The sequence below is a fragment of the Streptococcus mitis genome (assembly GCF_002096895.1).
GTDB classification, from domain to species: domain Bacteria; phylum Bacillota; class Bacilli; order Lactobacillales; family Streptococcaceae; genus Streptococcus; species Streptococcus mitis_AH.
Genome location: NZ_NCVI01000017.1, coordinates 170,674 through 185,190, shown reverse-complemented (window position 1 = coordinate 185,190; position 14,517 = coordinate 170,674). Strand labels below are relative to the sequence as shown.

The window sequence follows — 14,517 nt, the reverse complement described above, 5'->3', positions numbered from 1 at the left end:
ATACACCTGTACCCATGCCGAACACAGAAGTTAAGCCCTAGAACGCCGGAAGTAGTTGGGGGTTGCCCCCTGTGAGATATGGAAGTCGCTTAGCTCTAGGGAGTTTAGCTCAGCTGGGAGAGCATCTGCCTTACAAGCAGAGGGTCAGCGGTTCGATCCCGTTAACTCCCATTTAAGCGGGTGTAGTTTAGTGGTAAAACTACAGCCTTCCAAGCTGTTGTCGCGAGTTCGATTCTCGTCACCCGCTTTGAACTTTGTTCAATTACCAAGTTTTTTAACTTGGGCGCGTAGCTCAGGTGGTTAGAGCGCACGCCTGATAAGCGTGAGGTCGGTGGTTCGAGTCCACTCGTGCCCATAAAGTTTGGTCCGTTGGTCAAGGGGTTAAGACACCGCCTTTTCACGGCGGTAACACGGGTTCGAATCCCGTACGGACTATTTTGGAGGATTACCCAAGTCCGGCTGAAGGGAACGGTCTTGAAAACCGTCAGGCGTGTAAAAGCGTGCGTGGGTTCGAATCCCACATCCTCCTTTTTGTATTAACGCGGGATGGAGCAGCTCGGTAGCTCGTCGGGCTCATAACCCGAAGGTCGTAGGTTCAAATCCTGCTCCCGCAATAAGGCTCGGTAGCTCAGTTGGTAGAGCAATGGATTGAAGCTCCATGTGTCGGCGGTTCGATTCCGTCTCGCGCCATTTTTATTTATAGTATTTATGCGGGTGTAGTTTAGTGGTAAAACTACAGCCTTCCAAGCTGTTGTCGCGAGTTCGATTCTCGTCACCCGCTTTGAACTTTGTTCAAATTACCAAGTTTTTAACTTGGGCGCGTAGCTCAGGTGGTTAGAGCGCACGCCTGATAAGCGTGAGGTCGGTGGTTCGAGTCCACTCGTGCCCATTAATAGGAGAATTACTCAAGAGGCTGAAGAGGACGGTTTGCTAAATCGTTAGGTCGGGTAACTGGCGCAAGGGTTCGAATCCCTTATTCTCCGTTTTATTGAGAGTTTATAACTCTTTTTTTGTATTTTTAAGAATAGTAGAATAAAAACTTCAGATTTGTAAAACTTAATTGGATTACTTATCTGAAGTTTTTTTTTCGCTCTTTGTCAACTGTAGTGGGCTGCAGAAAAGCTAAAATCTTTATATATTGTTGATTTTATGGTTGTGCTTGTTTATTACTACTTCCAACTCTTGAGTGAAATTTCTCCGCTATTGAGCCAGATTTCTTTTCCGTTATCACATTGAACTAAAAGTTTGCCATTTTCTGAGATATCTTTAGCAAGTCCTTTGTAGTCTTTTTGATCTAGTGTAAAAGTCACTTCTTTTCCTAGAACGAAGGACTGTTTTTTGTATAGGTATAATAGCTCTTCTGTAGGTGTTTCGAAGAAAGCACGCCAGATCTCTATGATTAATTCATTTCTGGTTATAGGGGCTGGAGCTTTGAATAAACTAGCAGCTTTTTCTTTTAATTCTTGAGGGAAGTCTTTAATAGTAAAGTTGATTCCTACTCCAATAATGATATCTGTGACTAAGCCAGTTTCTACAGAGGTCATTGCTTCAGTGAGGATTCCTCCAATTTTATGATTTTTGAGGTAGATATCATTGACCCATTTTATGTCGACATCTATTAAAGTTAGGTTCTTAATGGCTTTGTAGATAGCTCCTGCTACAAGTAGTGTGTAGGATGGTAATTTGTCATAGGGAAGATTTGGTTTGAGATGGAGTGTCATATAAATGCCACCTTGTGGGGAGTAGAAAGAACGTTGAAAACGGCCACGGCCAGCTGTTTGATAGGAAGCTAGATAGAGGGTGTTTGCTTCATTTCCTAAATCAATTGCTTCTTTTGCATCGAGTTGTGTTGATCTTGTTTCGGGTTTAAAACTGATTTTAATTGGAAGATTTTGTTCTAGAAGTTCTGGAAGAATAAGGTCTCCATTCACCAGTTTATAGCCTTTGTTTTTGATACTATCAATTTCAATGCCTTCTTGTTCTAAACGCTTGATGGCTTTCCAAATTGATGTTCTAGTCAGTGATAGTTCTTCTGCAATCTTTTCTCCGCTGATATAATCGGTTTCTTTAGCTAGAATTTGGTAGACGGCTTGGTAGGATTTCATAGTGTTTCCTTTCTTCAGATATTGTAAATGATTTAAATATAGTTTGGATAGTTGGTCAAAACCTTATTATATTACTACTATTTTAACATATACCTAGTCTTTACGGTATGATTTTCTTATAGTAAATCTAGTCATTAAGTTTGAGTTTTGAAATATCAGTATTTTTGCTCCCTTTTTTACCTAGTAAACGTTTCCTTTGTTTTCAAATTGCTAAAAAAGTGGTACAATAAAGGGTAGCTTACTATTATCTGAATCAACTGATTTGGAGAGAAAGGATTCATTTTGAAATCAATAGGCTTTATTGAAAAGCTGAAAGGGTTGTCTAGTAAAGAGCTGATTTTATTGGGAATTATCCTGAGTATCTTTTTACCCTTTTATCTTTTTGTAGTTGTATTCTGTTTATATATTATCAGTTTAATTTTCACAGGAGACATGAAAAGTATTCTTCAGAAAATGGGGGAGCATCCGATGCTACTTCTTTTTCTTGGCTATAGTACTGTTATATCCGTTTTTGCACAAAATTGGATGGGAGTTGTGGCCTCAGTAGGAATTTTTCTATTTACTGTTTTCTTTTTGCATTATCAGTCGATTTTATCACATAAATTCTTTCGATTGATTTTGCAGCTCGTCTTGTTTGGTAGCGTATTATCAGCTGCTTTTGCGAGTTTAGAACATTTCCAAATTGTGAAGAAATTCAACTATGCTTTTCTTTCACCCAATATGCAGGTCTGGCATCAGAATCGTGCAGAAGTGACCTTCTTTAATCCTAATTATTATGGAATTATTTGTTGTTTCTGTATCATGATTGCTTTCTATCTGTTTACAACGACCAAGTTGAATTGGTTGAAAGTATTCTGTGTGTTTGCAGGCTTTGTTAATCTCTTTGGATTGAACTTTACTCAAAATCGAACTGCCTTTCCTGCTATTATCGCTGGAGCAATCATCTATCTCTTTACGACCATTAAAAACTGGAAGGCCTTTTGGCTTAGTATTGGGGTCTTCGCGATTGGCTTGAGTTTCCTCTTTTCTAGTGATTTGGGAGTTCGGATGGGGACTTTGGATTCTTCTATGGAAGAGCGCATTTCTATCTGGGATGCTGGGATGGCCTTGTTTAAGCAAAATCCTTTTTGGGGTGAGGGGCCATTGACCTACATGCACTCTTATCCTAGGATAAATGCTCCTTATCATGAACATGCTCACAGTCTATATATCGATACGATTCTGAGTTACGGAATTGTGGGGACTATTTTATTAGTTTTGTCTTCTGTTGCTCCTGTTCGATTGATGATGGATATGAGTCAGGAGTCGGGGAAACGTCCGATTATCGGTCTTTATCTGTCTTTCCTTACAGTGGTTGCTGTACATGGAATTTTTGACTTGGCCCTCTTCTGGATTCAGTCAGGTTTCATTTTCTTACTAGTTATGTGCAGTATTCCGTTGGAGCATCGAACTTTGGTATCGGACATGACGGATTAAGTTTATAAGATTAAAATCTTCTATCTTGGGTAGGAGATTTTTTTACTGGGAAAAATTATTTCCAAATCGAAATAGTTGACAGTTAGAACGATGAGTGTTACAATTGTTTTATTCTTTTCGATATCGAAATAAATTGGAGGTGTTATGAAGGATAGTCATTTGCTAGCCCATCATATTCGTTTGTTGAATGGGCGGATTTTTCAAAAGTTACTGAGCCAAGACCCTGAAGCTCTTTATCGGAGTGAGCAGGGCAAGATTTTAGCGGTTTTATGGAATAGTGAAACTGGCTGTGCAACTGCAACAGATATTGCGCTTGCGACTGGGCTTGCTAATAATACGCTAACAACTATGATAAAAAAGCTAGAGGAACAAAATCTTGTAACTGTTAGTCCATGCGGGGAAGACAAGCGTAAGAAGTATCTAGTTTTAACAGATTTGGGGCAGTCCCAGAAAGAAGTGGGACATCGTGTCAGTCAGAAATTGGATACGATCTTTTACAAAGGATTTTCAGAGGAAGAAATTCGGCAGTTTGAAGCCTTTCAAGAAAGAATTTTGGCTAATCTGAAAGAGAAGGAAAATGAGGTTTAAAATGGAGCAAATTAGCTGTTTATAAGTAAAGGCCACTTTTGACTTTGTTTTCTAACTCTTAGGACAAGGAAACTATGTGGTTAGCTATGGTCAGACTCAGATTGATGGGGTTGCTTATGCCCAGTACGGTATCTTCCGTCTAGAAAACGGGAAAATTGTGGAGCATTGGAATAATAAAGAAGTTATGCCTAGGGTAGAAGAATTGACCAATCGAGGCAAGTTTTAAATTGAGGATACAGAATGATTGAATACAAAAATGTAGCTTTACGTTACACAGAAAAAGATGTCTTAAGAGATGTCAATTTACGGATTGAGAATGGCGAGTTTATGGTTTTAGTTGGTCCATCTGGATCAGGTAAGACGACCATGATCAAGATGGTCAACCGCCTCTTGGAACCGACTGATGGAAATATTTATATGGATGGCAAGCGTATCAAAGACTATGATGAGCGTGAACTTCGTCTTTCTACTGGTTATGTTTTACAGGCCATTGCTCTCTTTCCAAATCTAACGGTTGCTGAAAATATTGCCCTGATTCCTGAGATGAAGGGCTGGACTAAGGAAAAAATTGCTCAGAAAACAGAAGAGCTTTTGGCCAAGGTTGGCTTGCCAGTAGCTGAGTATGGGCATCGTTTACCTAGTGAACTATCTGGTGGGGAGCAACAGCGTGTTGGAATTGTACGGGCTATGATTGGTCAGCCTAAGATTCTCCTCATGGATGAACCTTTTTCGGCTCTTGATGCTATTTCGAGAAAACAGTTGCAGATTCTGACGAAAGAATTGCATAAAGAATTTGGGATGACAACGATTTTTGTAACCCATGATACGGATGAAGCTCTGAAATTGGCGGACCGTATTGCTGTCTTGCAGGATGGAGAGATTCGTCAGGTGGCGAATCCCGAGACGATTTTAAAAGCTCCTGCAACAGATTTTGTAGCAGACTTGTTTGGAGGTAGTGTACATGACTAATTTAATTGCAACTTTTCAGGATCGTTTTAGTGATTGGTTGACAGCTCTATCTCAACATTTGCAGTTGTCACTTTTGACCTTGTTGCTGGCCATCTTTATAGCGATTCCCTTGGCTGTTTATCTTCGATATCATGAGAAGTTAGCGGATTGGGTCTTACAGATTGCAGGGATTTTCCAGACCATCCCGTCTCTGGCCTTGTTAGGGCTCTTTATTCCCTTGATGGGAATTGGAACCTTGCCGGCTTTGACAGCTCTAGTGATTTATGCGATCTTTCCGATTTTACAAAATACCATCACTGGACTCAAGGGAATTGATCCAAGTCTACAAGAGGCTGGGATTGCCTTTGGGATGACTAGGTGGGAGCGTCTCAAGAAGTTTGAAATTCCACTTGCTATGCCTGTTATGATGTCTGGGATTCGGACGGCAGCGGTCTTGATTATCGGTACGGCAACCTTGGCGGCCTTGATTGGTGCAGGGGGACTGGGTTCCTTTATCCTTTTGGGAATTGACCGTAATAATGCCAGTCTGATTTTGATTGGGGCACTTTCTTCCGCAGTGCTTGCCATTGCCTTTAACTTCCTACTAAAAGTGATGGAAAAGGCAAAATTGCGGACGATTTTCTCTGGTTTTGCCTTGGTGACCATATTGCTTGGTTTGTCTTATAGTCCAGCTCTTTTGGCTCAAAAAGAGAAAGAAAACTTGGTTATTGCTGGGAAATTGGGACCGGAACCAGAAATTTTGGCCAATATGTATAAACTCCTTATTGAAGAAAATACCAGCATGACTGCGACTGTTAAACCGAATTTTGGGAAAACAAGCTTTCTTTATGAAGCTTTGAAAAAAGGCGATATTGACATCTATCCTGAATTTACTGGTACGGTGACTGAAAGTTTGCTGCAACCATCACCTAAAGTGAGTCATGAGCCAGAGCAGGTTTATCAGGTGGCGCGTGATGGTATTGCCAAACAGGATCATCTAGCCTATCTCAAACCCATGTCTTATCAAAATACCTATGCTGTAGCTGTTCCAAAAAAGATTGCTCAAGAATATGGCTTGAAGACCATTTCGGACTTGAAAAAAGTGGAAGGGCAGTTGAAGGCTGGATTTACACTCGAATTTAATGACCGTGAAGATGGAAATAAGGGCTTACAATCAATGTATGGTCTCAATCTCAATGTAGCTACGATGGAACCAGCCCTTCGCTATCAGGCTATTCAGTCAGGTGATATTCAAATCACGGACGCCTATTCGACTGATGCGGAATTGGCGCGTTATGATTTGCAGGTCTTGGAAGATGACAAGCAACTCTTCCCACCTTATCAAGGAGCTCCACTGATGAAAGAAGCTCTTCTCAAGAAACATCCAGAGTTGGAAACAGTTCTCAATAAATTGGCTGGTAAAATTACTGAAAGCCAGATGAGCCAGCTCAACTACCAAGTCGGTGTTGAAGGCAAGTCAGCAGAACAAGTAGCCAAGGAGTTTCTACAAGAACAAGGTTTGTTGAAGAAATAGCTTGAAAAGCTAAACTCAACTTTGTTAAACGACCATATAGAAAACTGCTCAGACAATGTTGTCTGGGCTTTTTTGATTATTGAAAAGATAAAAAACTCAGTAGCCTAGAAATAAGGCAACCGAGCTTTAATCTGTATTCAATTTTTAGGAATGAGAAGGTCTAGATAAAACTGCACAACTTCTTGGTCTGTAAAGTCTTGTCCTTTTTTGAGCCACCAGGTCAATGTCTCGATAAAGTTGGACACGACTAAGTGTTGGAGGTAAGAAGCAGGCAGACTTGGGTGTGCTTCTTTAAACTCATCAGTTAGCATGGGATAGACGTGGTGCTCCAGCTCTCTCCGGAGTTGACGGAGGAAGTAGTCATTCTTGGAGAATAGTAAACTGGTGATATGGTCTTGGTTTTTCTGAAAATGGAGAAAGAGGTGGGCGAGGTAGTCCTCAGTTGAAATGGGTTGCTCTCTTTCAAAGAGATGATGGAAGAGGTGGCGGCAAAGCGCGTCCAGAAGTAGTTCCTTACTCTCATAGTGACAGTAAAAGGTGGATCGTCCCACATCTGCGAGATCAATGATATCCTGAACTGTAGTGGCTTCGTAACCCTTATCGTTTAAAAGTTGTAGAAAAGCTTGATAGATGGCTTTTTTTGTTTTGCTGATACGGCGGTCAATGGTAGTCATATGGACACTTGAGGCAAATTGTTCAGAAATGAATAAAGCTGACGTTTTGCTTCTATCCTTTCTTTGAGTTTTAGTGGATAATGATAATGAACAAGGTATTCATAAATCTATTATAACAAAGGAATGAGAAAGATGAAGGCAAAATATACTGTTTGGGTAGCTTTTTTCTTAAATTTAAGCTATGCTATTGTTGAGTTTATCGCAGGAGGAATCTTCGGTTCAAGTGCTGTTCTTGCTGATTCTATCCATGACTTGGGAGATGCTATAGCAATCGGCATATCGGCCTTTTTAGAAACAATCTCAAATAGAGAAGAAGATAGGCAATACACCTTGGGTTACAAGCGATTTAGTCTTTTAGGAGCACTAGTGACTGCTGTGATTCTTATCACAGGATCCATCCTAGTGATTTTGGAAAATATAACTAAACTTTTTAATCCACAGCCCGTTAATGATGAAGGCATCCTCTGGCTAGGAATTATTGCAGTCAGTATCAATGTGCTAGCTAGTCTAGTAGTTCGTAAGGGAAAGACAAAGAACGAGTCAATTCTCAGCCTGCACTTTTTTGAAGATACACTTGGTTGGTTGGCTGTCATTCTAATGGCGATTATCCTCCGATTTACAGATTGGTATATCCTTGATCCGCTCTTATCTCTTGTCATTTCTATCTTCATTCTAACAAAAGCTATTCCACGTTTTTGGTCTACACTCAAGATTTTCTTGGATGCTGTGCCAGAAGGACTAGAGACAGGTAATTTGGAGAAGGATTTGGAGGCTCTGACCAATGTCAAAAGTGTCAATCAACTTAGCATTTGGTCCATGGATGGTCTGGAAAATAATGCCATTGTCCATCTCTGTTTAGAAGATTGGGATCAGATGACGGAAACAAAGAATCAAGTGCGTCAGCTCTTAGAAGAAAGAGGAATTCAGAATATTACCATTGAAGTGGACACCAGTCAAAGCAATCATGCGCAACATAAACGGAGGGTAACAGCCTTAGAGCAACCTCATGGGCATCAAAACTAGAAAAAAGTATGGGAAAACTCAATTTTAAGAGAGAATGAAGTAAATCTTCACAAAAAACGCATAGTATCGAGCCTGATACTATGCGAGTTTTGCTTTTAAAGACACTTTTCCCAACCTCTTTGTTTAAACGATGAAAAGGTATGCTAATAAGAGAACTGATAATGATAAAAATTTTTTCGATTAGATACAAAATGCTTGACTTGGAGTCAACTCAAAGTTATATAATAAGATAAGTGAGTTAGAATAGCTTAAATTCAGTGAATGAGAGGAGGTTAGTGTATGAATATTAAATCTGCTAGTGACTTGTTGGGAATTTCAGCGGATACGATTCGGTACTATGAACGGGTTGGTCTTGTGCCACCGATTACTCGAACTGCAACTGGAATTCGTGATTTTCAAGATCATGATATTGAAGCTCTGGAATTTATTAAGTGTTTTCGTTCGGCAGGTGTCTCTGTAGATAGTTTAGTTGACTATATGTCTCTCTACCAAAAGGGGGATGAAACGCGAGAGAAAAGGCTTGGTATTTTAGAAGAGGAAAAGAAAAAATTAGAGGAGCGCTTGTCTCAGTTACAGGTGGCTTTAAATCGCTTAAATCTCAAAATTAAACTTTACAAGGAAGGAAAAATTTAAATGAAATCAGCAGTATATACAAAGGCAGGTCAGGTTGGTCTTGCTACAATTGAACGTCCGCAAATTATAGACGCAGATGATGCGATTATTCGTGTAGTTCGTGCGTGCGTTTGCGGATCGGATCTATGGAGGTACCGTAATCCAGAAACGAAAGCTGGACACAAAAATAGTGGACACGAAGCGATTGGGATTGTCGAAGAAACTGGGGAATCCATTACGACGGTGAAACCAGGTGACTTTGTCATTGTCCCGTTTACCCATGGATGTGGTGAATGTGATGCCTGTCTTGCTGGCTTTGACGGTTCTTGCGATAATCATATTGGTAATAACTTGGGAGGCGATTTTCAGGCGGAATATATTCGTTTTCACTATGCAAACTGGGCGCTGGTTAAAATCCCTGGACAACCTTCTGACTACACAGAAGGTATGCTAAAGTCCCTCTTGACTCTTGCAGATGTTATGCCGACAGGCTATCATGCGGCGCGTGTTGCTAATGTTCAAAAAGGGGATAAGGTTGTGGTCATTGGTGATGGTGCTGTAGGTCAATGTGCTGTCATCGCGGCGAAGATGCGTGGTGCGTCGCAAATTATCCTCATGAGTCGTCATGAAGATCGTCAAAAGATGGCTCTGGAGTCGGGTGCGACAGCTTTTGTAGCTGAGCGAGGTCAAGAAGGTATTGCCAAGGTGCGTGAAATTCTCAGTGGCGGAGCGGACGCAGCACTTGAATGTGTTGGTACGGAGGCTGCTGTAGAACAGGCGCTAGGTGTCCTTCATAATGGAGGGCGTATGGGATTTGTAGGAGTCCCACACTATAATAATCGTGCTCTTGGTTCGACATTTATGCAAAATATCTCTGTAGCAGGTGGGGCAGCTTCTGCGACAACATATGATAAGCAATTTTTACTAAAAGCCGTCCTTGATGGTGATATCAATCCAGGCCGTGTCTTTACTTCAAGCTATAAATTAGAAGATATTGATCAAGCTTATAAAGATATGGATGAACGTAAGACCATTAAGTCTATGATTGTGATGGCCTAAAAAAGAAAATCCTAATGGAGATTTGAGACTCTCTATTAGGATTTTTTGTCATTTTTAATTTGTGGAGTTATGGCAGAGTACTCTCTCTCAGAGTCAGTCTGGTTCCCAACATGGTTAGGCTAGGAATTTTGCGACCGTGGAGGACTTCTTTGTTAAGAATATCCATACCTGCCCGGCCCATTTCCTCGGTATAAACCGTGATGCTAGAGAGGGGAGGATAGACTTGTTTGGTCAGGCTGGTGTCGTTAAAGGAAATAAGACTGACGCGGTCTGGCAGACTGATTCCAGCTTCTTGGAGGGCACGGAGGGCACCGATAGCTAAACTATCGCTAGCTGCAAAAAAGGCTGGTGGCAGTTGGTCTCCCAAGCTCTGAATGGCCTCCTTCATCAAGTCATATCCAGACTGGGCAGTAAAGCTTCCTTGAAAGACCAGTTCATCATGATAGATTCCTTTTGTTTGACTGTAGTTTCTGAAATTTTCCAGCCGCTTATCCTCAATGATTTCTTCTTGATCTGTTGTTTCCTCAAGCCCTGTTAGAATTCCGATACGGTCCATCCCTTGACTGAGGAAATAATCGACAACCTGTTTCATGGCGGTGTAAAAGTCCGTGATAATGCAGGTGTGTCCCAGTGAGAGGGTATCGCTATCTAGAAATACAAGAGGCTTTTGGTATTCTTCAAAGGCAGAAATCTGAGCTCGGCTAAATTTTCCGATGCAGAGAATCCCAATCACCTCCTCGCTTAGTGTAAAAGGATGGTCATTAAAATAGCGCAAGATATCATAGTCCAGTTCTTGGGCTCTTTTTTCTATTCCTAGGCGAATCTGGTAGTAGTAGAGATCGTCCAACTCCCCTTGTTCGCTGACCCATTGGATAATGGCAATCTTTTGCTTGGGTTTGTGGGAATCGCCTGTCTTGAGGTGCTTGGTGTAGCCCAACTCTTCAGCAACAGTTAAAATACGGTGTCTGGTTTCTTCTGTAACAGATAGGCTCTGGTCGCGATTGAGGACGCGGGATACGGTCGCGATAGAGACAGAGGCTAGCTGTGCAATGTCTTTTAAGGTAGCCATAAATCCTCCTTCTTTAAGGTTAGTATATCATATTTTTCTGCTTTTTACTGATAGTTTAGTAAAATTTTAGTAAAAAGGATTGACCTTGGAAAATCCCTTGGATACAATAGAAGAAAACGATTACACGTTAAGGTGACTTAACGGACAGTCAAAGGAGAATTCATATGACACAACATCTTACTGCAGAAGCACTTCGTAAAGATTTTCTTGCTGTTTTTGGTCAAGAAGCAGACCAAACATTCTTTTCACCAGGCCGTATCAATCTGATTGGTGAACACACAGACTACAATGGCGGACACGTTTTTCCAGCGGCTATTTCCTTAGGAACTTATGGGGCTGCTCGCAAACGTGACGACCAAGTTTTACGTTTCTACTCAGCCAACTTTGAGGACAAGGGCATTATCGAAGTTCCTCTAGCTGACCTCAAGTTTGAAAAAGAGCATAACTGGACCAACTATCCAAAAGGAGTTCTTCATTTCTTGCAAGAAACTGGGCATGTGATTGATAAAGGTTTTGATTTTTATGTCTATGGGAATATCCCAAATGGTGCTGGTTTGTCTTCTTCAGCATCCCTTGAACTCTTGACAGGAGTCGTGGCAGAGCATCTCTTTGATTTGAAATTAGAGCGTCTCGATTTGGTTAAAATCGGAAAACAAACAGAAAACAACTTTATCGGAGTCAACTCTGGTATCATGGACCAGTTTGCTATCGGTATGGGGGCAGACCAACGTGCTATTTACTTAGATACTAACACTTTAGAGTATGATTTGGTACCACTTGATTTAAAAGACAATGTCGTTGTTATCATGAACACCAATAAACGTCGTGAATTGGCGGATTCTAAATATAATGAACGCCGTGCTGAGTGTGAAAAAGCAGTGGAAGAATTGCAAGCTGCCTTAGATATTCAGACCTTGGGTGAATTGGACGAGTGGGCCTTTGATCAATATAGCTATCTGATTAAAGACGAAAATCGTTTGAAACGTGCTCGTCATGCTGTGCTTGAAAATCAACGTACCCTCAAAGCTCAAGCAGCCCTTCAGGCAGGTGATTTGGAAAGATTTGGCCGCTTGATGAATGCTTCTCACGTTTCTCTAGAACATGACTATGAAGTAACTGGCTTGGAATTGGACACCCTGGTTCACACAGCTTGGGCACAAGAAGGTGTTCTCGGGGCTCGCATGACAGGGGCTGGTTTTGGTGGCTGTGCCATTGCCTTGGTGCAAAAAGATACTGTTGAGGCCTTTAAGGAAGCTGTAGGCAAACACTACGAGGAAGTAGTTGGCTACGCTCCAAGTTTCTATATAGCTGAAGTTGCAGGTGGCACTCGCGTCCTTGACTAGTCAAAAGGAGGCTCTATAGTGACCTTAGTAGATAAATTTGTAACGCATATCATTTCTGAAAGTTCATTTGAGGAAATGGATCGAATCTACCTGACCAATCGTGTTTTGGCACGAGTGGGAGAAGGTGTTTTGGAAGTTGAGACCGATCTAGATCAATTGATTGACCTAAAGGACCAACTGGTTGAGGAAGCCGTTCGATTAGAAACGATTGAAGATAGTCAGACTGCGCGTGAGATTCTCGGTGCTGAACTGATGGACTTGGTGACCCCTTGTCCGAGTCAGGTAAATCGTGACTTTTGGTCAACCTACGCCCACTCTCCTGAGCAAGCGATAGAGGATTTTTACCAACTCAGTCAGAAAAATGACTACATCAAGCTCAAGGCCATTGCTAAAAATATCGCCTATAGGGTTCCATCTGACTACGGTGAGCTTGAAATTACCATCAATCTCTCTAAGCCTGAAAAAGATCCCAAAGAGATTGCAGCAGCCAAGTTGGTGCAAGCCAGCAATTATCCTCAGTGTCAGCTTTGTCTAGAGAATGAGGGCTACCATGGTCGGGTCAACCACCCAGCTCGCAGCAATCACCGTATTATCCGCTTTGAAATGGCGAATCAGGAGTGGGGCTTCCAGTATTCGCCCTATGCTTACTTTAATGAGCACTGTATTTTCTTAGATGGTCAGCATCGTCCCATGGCCATTAGTCGTCAGAGTTTTGAGCGTCTGCTGGCCATCGTAGAGCAGTTTCCAGGCTATTTTGCAGGCTCTAATGCCGATCTGCCGATTGTAGGGGGCTCTATTCTAACTCATGATCATTATCAGGGAGGCCGTCATGTATTTCCTATGGAATTAGCTCCCTTGCAAAAGACCTTTCGATTTGCAGGTTTTGAGCAGGTTAAGGCTGGGATTGTCAAGTGGCCAATGTCAGTGTTGCGTTTGACTTCAGATTCCAAAGAGGATTTGATTAACTTAGCTGATAAGATCTTGCAGATTTGGCGCCAGTATTCAGATCCTGACGTACAGATTTTGGCAGAAACAGACGGGACACCGCATCACACCATTACACCAATTGCTCGTAAACGTAATGGACAATTTGAGTTGGACTTAGTCTTGCGGGACAATCAGATTTCAGCAGAACATCCTGATGGCATCTATCATCCCCACAAGGATGTCCAACATATCAAGAAGGAAAATATCGGTTTGATTGAGGTCATGGGTTTGGCAATCTTGCCACCACGTCTGAAAGAAGAAGTGGAGCAAGTCGCTAGCTATCTTGTAGGAGAAGCTGATACAGTTGCCGATTATCATCAGAAATGGGCAGACCAGCTCAAAGCCCAACATCTGGACCTAACAGATAAAGAAAAAGCCCTTGAAATCGTCAAGGACTCTGTGGGTGCTATCTTTGCGCGTGTACTTGAGGATGCAGGAGTTTATAAGCAGACAGAACAGGGACAGACAGCCTTTATGCGCTTTGTGGAGCAGGTCGGAATTTTGCCAGACTAGGAGCTTTCTCCTTGCACAGTCCTATAAAAAGTAGTATCATAGTGTCGTTTGAAATATCAGGAGGAAACGATGAAAGACTTTCATTTTGACGCTATATCTGCCTTTGAAAATTACGAAATTGAACAAATGAGAGATGGTCACGTTGTGGTGACGACCAAAGTAGTGGACTCGTCGCTCAACTACTATGGTAATGCCCATGGTGGCTATCTCTTTACCCTTTGCGACCAGATCAGTGGTTTGGTGGTTATCTCGCTGGGGCTTGATGGAGTGACACTCCAATCCTCTATCAACTACCTCAAGGCAGGAAAACTTGACGATGTGCTGACCATTAAAGGAGAATGTGTCCATCAAGGTCGCACAACCTGTGTGGTGGATGTTGATATCACCAATCAAGAAGGCAGAAATGTCTGCAAGGCAACCTTTACCATGTTTGTCACAGGCCAGCGGTCAGAAGACAGACAGGTAAGGATATAAAGAGTAATTTAATAGAGTGAGGTGAATTTTGGAATTTATAAAATTTGCCTTACTCATTTTTTGATATTGATATGATTTAATTCTAAAATAGAAAATTTAGTAATGTGGTAGA

13 protein-coding genes, 10 tRNA genes, 1 rRNA gene and 1 pseudogene are annotated in these 14,517 nt (G+C 41.6%); 22 read left to right on the top strand and 3 right to left on the bottom strand.

The window, feature by feature from the left end:
- From rrf to B7697_RS02810, 11 genes are all read left to right on the top strand, one after another.
- Positions 1 to 94: ribosomal RNA gene (gene rrf, locus B7697_RS02860) — 5S ribosomal RNA — on the top strand; the annotation flags it as partial.
- A gap of 4 nt (positions 95 to 98) precedes the next feature.
- A tRNA-Val gene (locus B7697_RS02855) sits at positions 99 to 171 on the top strand.
- Positions 172 to 176: 5 nt separating this feature from the next.
- A tRNA-Gly gene (locus tag B7697_RS02850) sits at positions 177 to 247 on the top strand.
- 34 nt (positions 248 to 281) lie between these two features.
- Positions 282 to 355, top strand: a tRNA-Ile gene (locus tag B7697_RS02845).
- Between the two features lie 8 nt (positions 356 to 363).
- Positions 364 to 435 (top strand) — tRNA-Glu (locus B7697_RS02840).
- Between the two features lie 4 nt (positions 436 to 439).
- Positions 440 to 529: transfer RNA gene (locus B7697_RS02835), tRNA-Ser, on the top strand.
- Positions 530 to 540: 11 nt separating this feature from the next.
- Positions 541 to 614 (top strand) — tRNA-Met (locus B7697_RS02830).
- 3 nt (positions 615 to 617) lie between these two features.
- Positions 618 to 690, top strand: a tRNA-Phe gene (locus B7697_RS02825).
- 20 nt (positions 691 to 710) lie between these two features.
- Positions 711 to 781 (top strand) — tRNA-Gly (locus tag B7697_RS02820).
- 34 nt (positions 782 to 815) lie between these two features.
- Positions 816 to 889 (top strand) — tRNA-Ile (locus tag B7697_RS02815).
- 6 nt (positions 890 to 895) lie between these two features.
- Positions 896 to 983, top strand: a tRNA-Ser gene (locus B7697_RS02810).
- 186 nt (positions 984 to 1,169) lie between these two features.
- On the opposite strand, the gene birA is transcribed toward B7697_RS02810, so the two are convergent.
- A complete protein-coding gene (gene birA, locus B7697_RS02805) occupies positions 1,170 to 2,105 on the bottom strand; it encodes a bifunctional biotin--[acetyl-CoA-carboxylase] ligase/biotin operon repressor BirA (protein ID WP_084950231.1) in 936 nt (311 codons plus the stop codon).
- Positions 2,106 to 2,387: 282 nt separating this feature from the next.
- On the opposite strand from birA, the gene B7697_RS02800 reads away from it, so the two are divergent.
- The 5 genes and pseudogenes from B7697_RS02800 (at position 2,388) to B7697_RS02780 (ending at position 6,651) form a co-directional block, all read left to right on the top strand.
- Positions 2,388 to 3,581: an O-antigen ligase family protein gene (locus B7697_RS02800; RefSeq protein ID WP_084950229.1), complete on the top strand. Its 1,194-nt coding sequence runs from the start codon at positions 2,388 to 2,390 to the stop codon at positions 3,579 to 3,581.
- Positions 3,582 to 3,725: 144 nt separating this feature from the next.
- Entirely contained in the window at positions 3,726 to 4,169 is a 444-nt protein-coding gene (locus B7697_RS02795; protein ID WP_084950227.1) for a MarR family winged helix-turn-helix transcriptional regulator, read from the top strand.
- A 34-nt stretch (positions 4,170 to 4,203) separates the two neighbouring features.
- Positions 4,204 to 4,395: pseudogene (locus B7697_RS02790) on the top strand (nuclear transport factor 2 family protein); the annotation flags it as partial.
- Between the two features lie 14 nt (positions 4,396 to 4,409).
- Positions 4,410 to 5,138, top strand: a complete 729-nt coding sequence (locus B7697_RS02785; RefSeq protein ID WP_004259046.1) for an ATP-binding cassette domain-containing protein — start codon at positions 4,410 to 4,412, stop codon at positions 5,136 to 5,138.
- Positions 5,131 to 6,651, top strand: coding sequence for an ABC transporter permease/substrate-binding protein (locus B7697_RS02780; protein ID WP_033684815.1), 1,521 nt, complete (start codon positions 5,131 to 5,133; stop codon positions 6,649 to 6,651). The genes B7697_RS02785 and B7697_RS02780 overlap by 8 nt, the downstream gene beginning before the upstream one ends.
- A gap of 137 nt (positions 6,652 to 6,788) precedes the next feature.
- Here the strand turns inward: B7697_RS02780 and B7697_RS02775 are convergent, their stop codons facing one another.
- Complete coding sequence (locus B7697_RS02775; RefSeq protein ID WP_000207362.1) at positions 6,789 to 7,325, bottom strand: TetR/AcrR family transcriptional regulator; 537 nt, start codon at positions 7,323 to 7,325, stop codon at positions 6,789 to 6,791.
- Positions 7,326 to 7,457: 132 nt separating this feature from the next.
- Between B7697_RS02775 and B7697_RS02770 the strand changes: the two genes are divergently transcribed.
- The 3 genes from B7697_RS02770 to B7697_RS02760 all read left to right on the top strand — a co-directional run bounded on the left by B7697_RS02770 (position 7,458) and on the right by B7697_RS02760 (position 10,019).
- Positions 7,458 to 8,348: a cation diffusion facilitator family transporter gene (locus B7697_RS02770; RefSeq protein ID WP_084950225.1), complete on the top strand. Its 891-nt coding sequence runs from the start codon at positions 7,458 to 7,460 to the stop codon at positions 8,346 to 8,348.
- 279 nt (positions 8,349 to 8,627) lie between these two features.
- Entirely contained in the window at positions 8,628 to 8,981 is a 354-nt protein-coding gene (gene nmlR / locus B7697_RS02765) for a stress response transcriptional regulator NmlR (protein ID WP_001022624.1), read from the top strand.
- Positions 8,982 to 10,019: a zinc-binding dehydrogenase gene (locus B7697_RS02760; protein ID WP_004259103.1), complete on the top strand. Its 1,038-nt coding sequence runs from the start codon at positions 8,982 to 8,984 to the stop codon at positions 10,017 to 10,019.
- Between the two features lie 67 nt (positions 10,020 to 10,086).
- Here B7697_RS02760 and galR read toward each other — a convergent pair whose 3' ends face one another.
- Complete coding sequence (gene galR, locus B7697_RS02755; protein ID WP_084950223.1) at positions 10,087 to 11,088, bottom strand: DNA-binding transcriptional regulator GalR; 1,002 nt, start codon at positions 11,086 to 11,088, stop codon at positions 10,087 to 10,089.
- Between the two features lie 164 nt (positions 11,089 to 11,252).
- Here galR and B7697_RS02750 point away from each other — a divergent pair, with 164 nt between their 5' ends.
- The 3 genes from B7697_RS02750 to B7697_RS02740 all read left to right on the top strand — a co-directional run bounded on the left by B7697_RS02750 (position 11,253) and on the right by B7697_RS02740 (position 14,405).
- Entirely contained in the window at positions 11,253 to 12,431 is a 1,179-nt protein-coding gene (locus B7697_RS02750; protein ID WP_084950221.1) for a galactokinase, read from the top strand.
- 18 nt (positions 12,432 to 12,449) lie between these two features.
- On the top strand, positions 12,450 to 13,931 hold the full coding sequence (locus B7697_RS02745; RefSeq protein WP_084950219.1) for a UDP-glucose--hexose-1-phosphate uridylyltransferase: 1,482 nt from the start codon (positions 12,450 to 12,452) through the stop codon (positions 13,929 to 13,931).
- Between the two features lie 69 nt (positions 13,932 to 14,000).
- Positions 14,001 to 14,405: a PaaI family thioesterase gene (locus B7697_RS02740; protein WP_000651223.1), complete on the top strand. Its 405-nt coding sequence runs from the start codon at positions 14,001 to 14,003 to the stop codon at positions 14,403 to 14,405.
- Positions 14,406 to 14,517 lie beyond the last annotated feature (112 nt).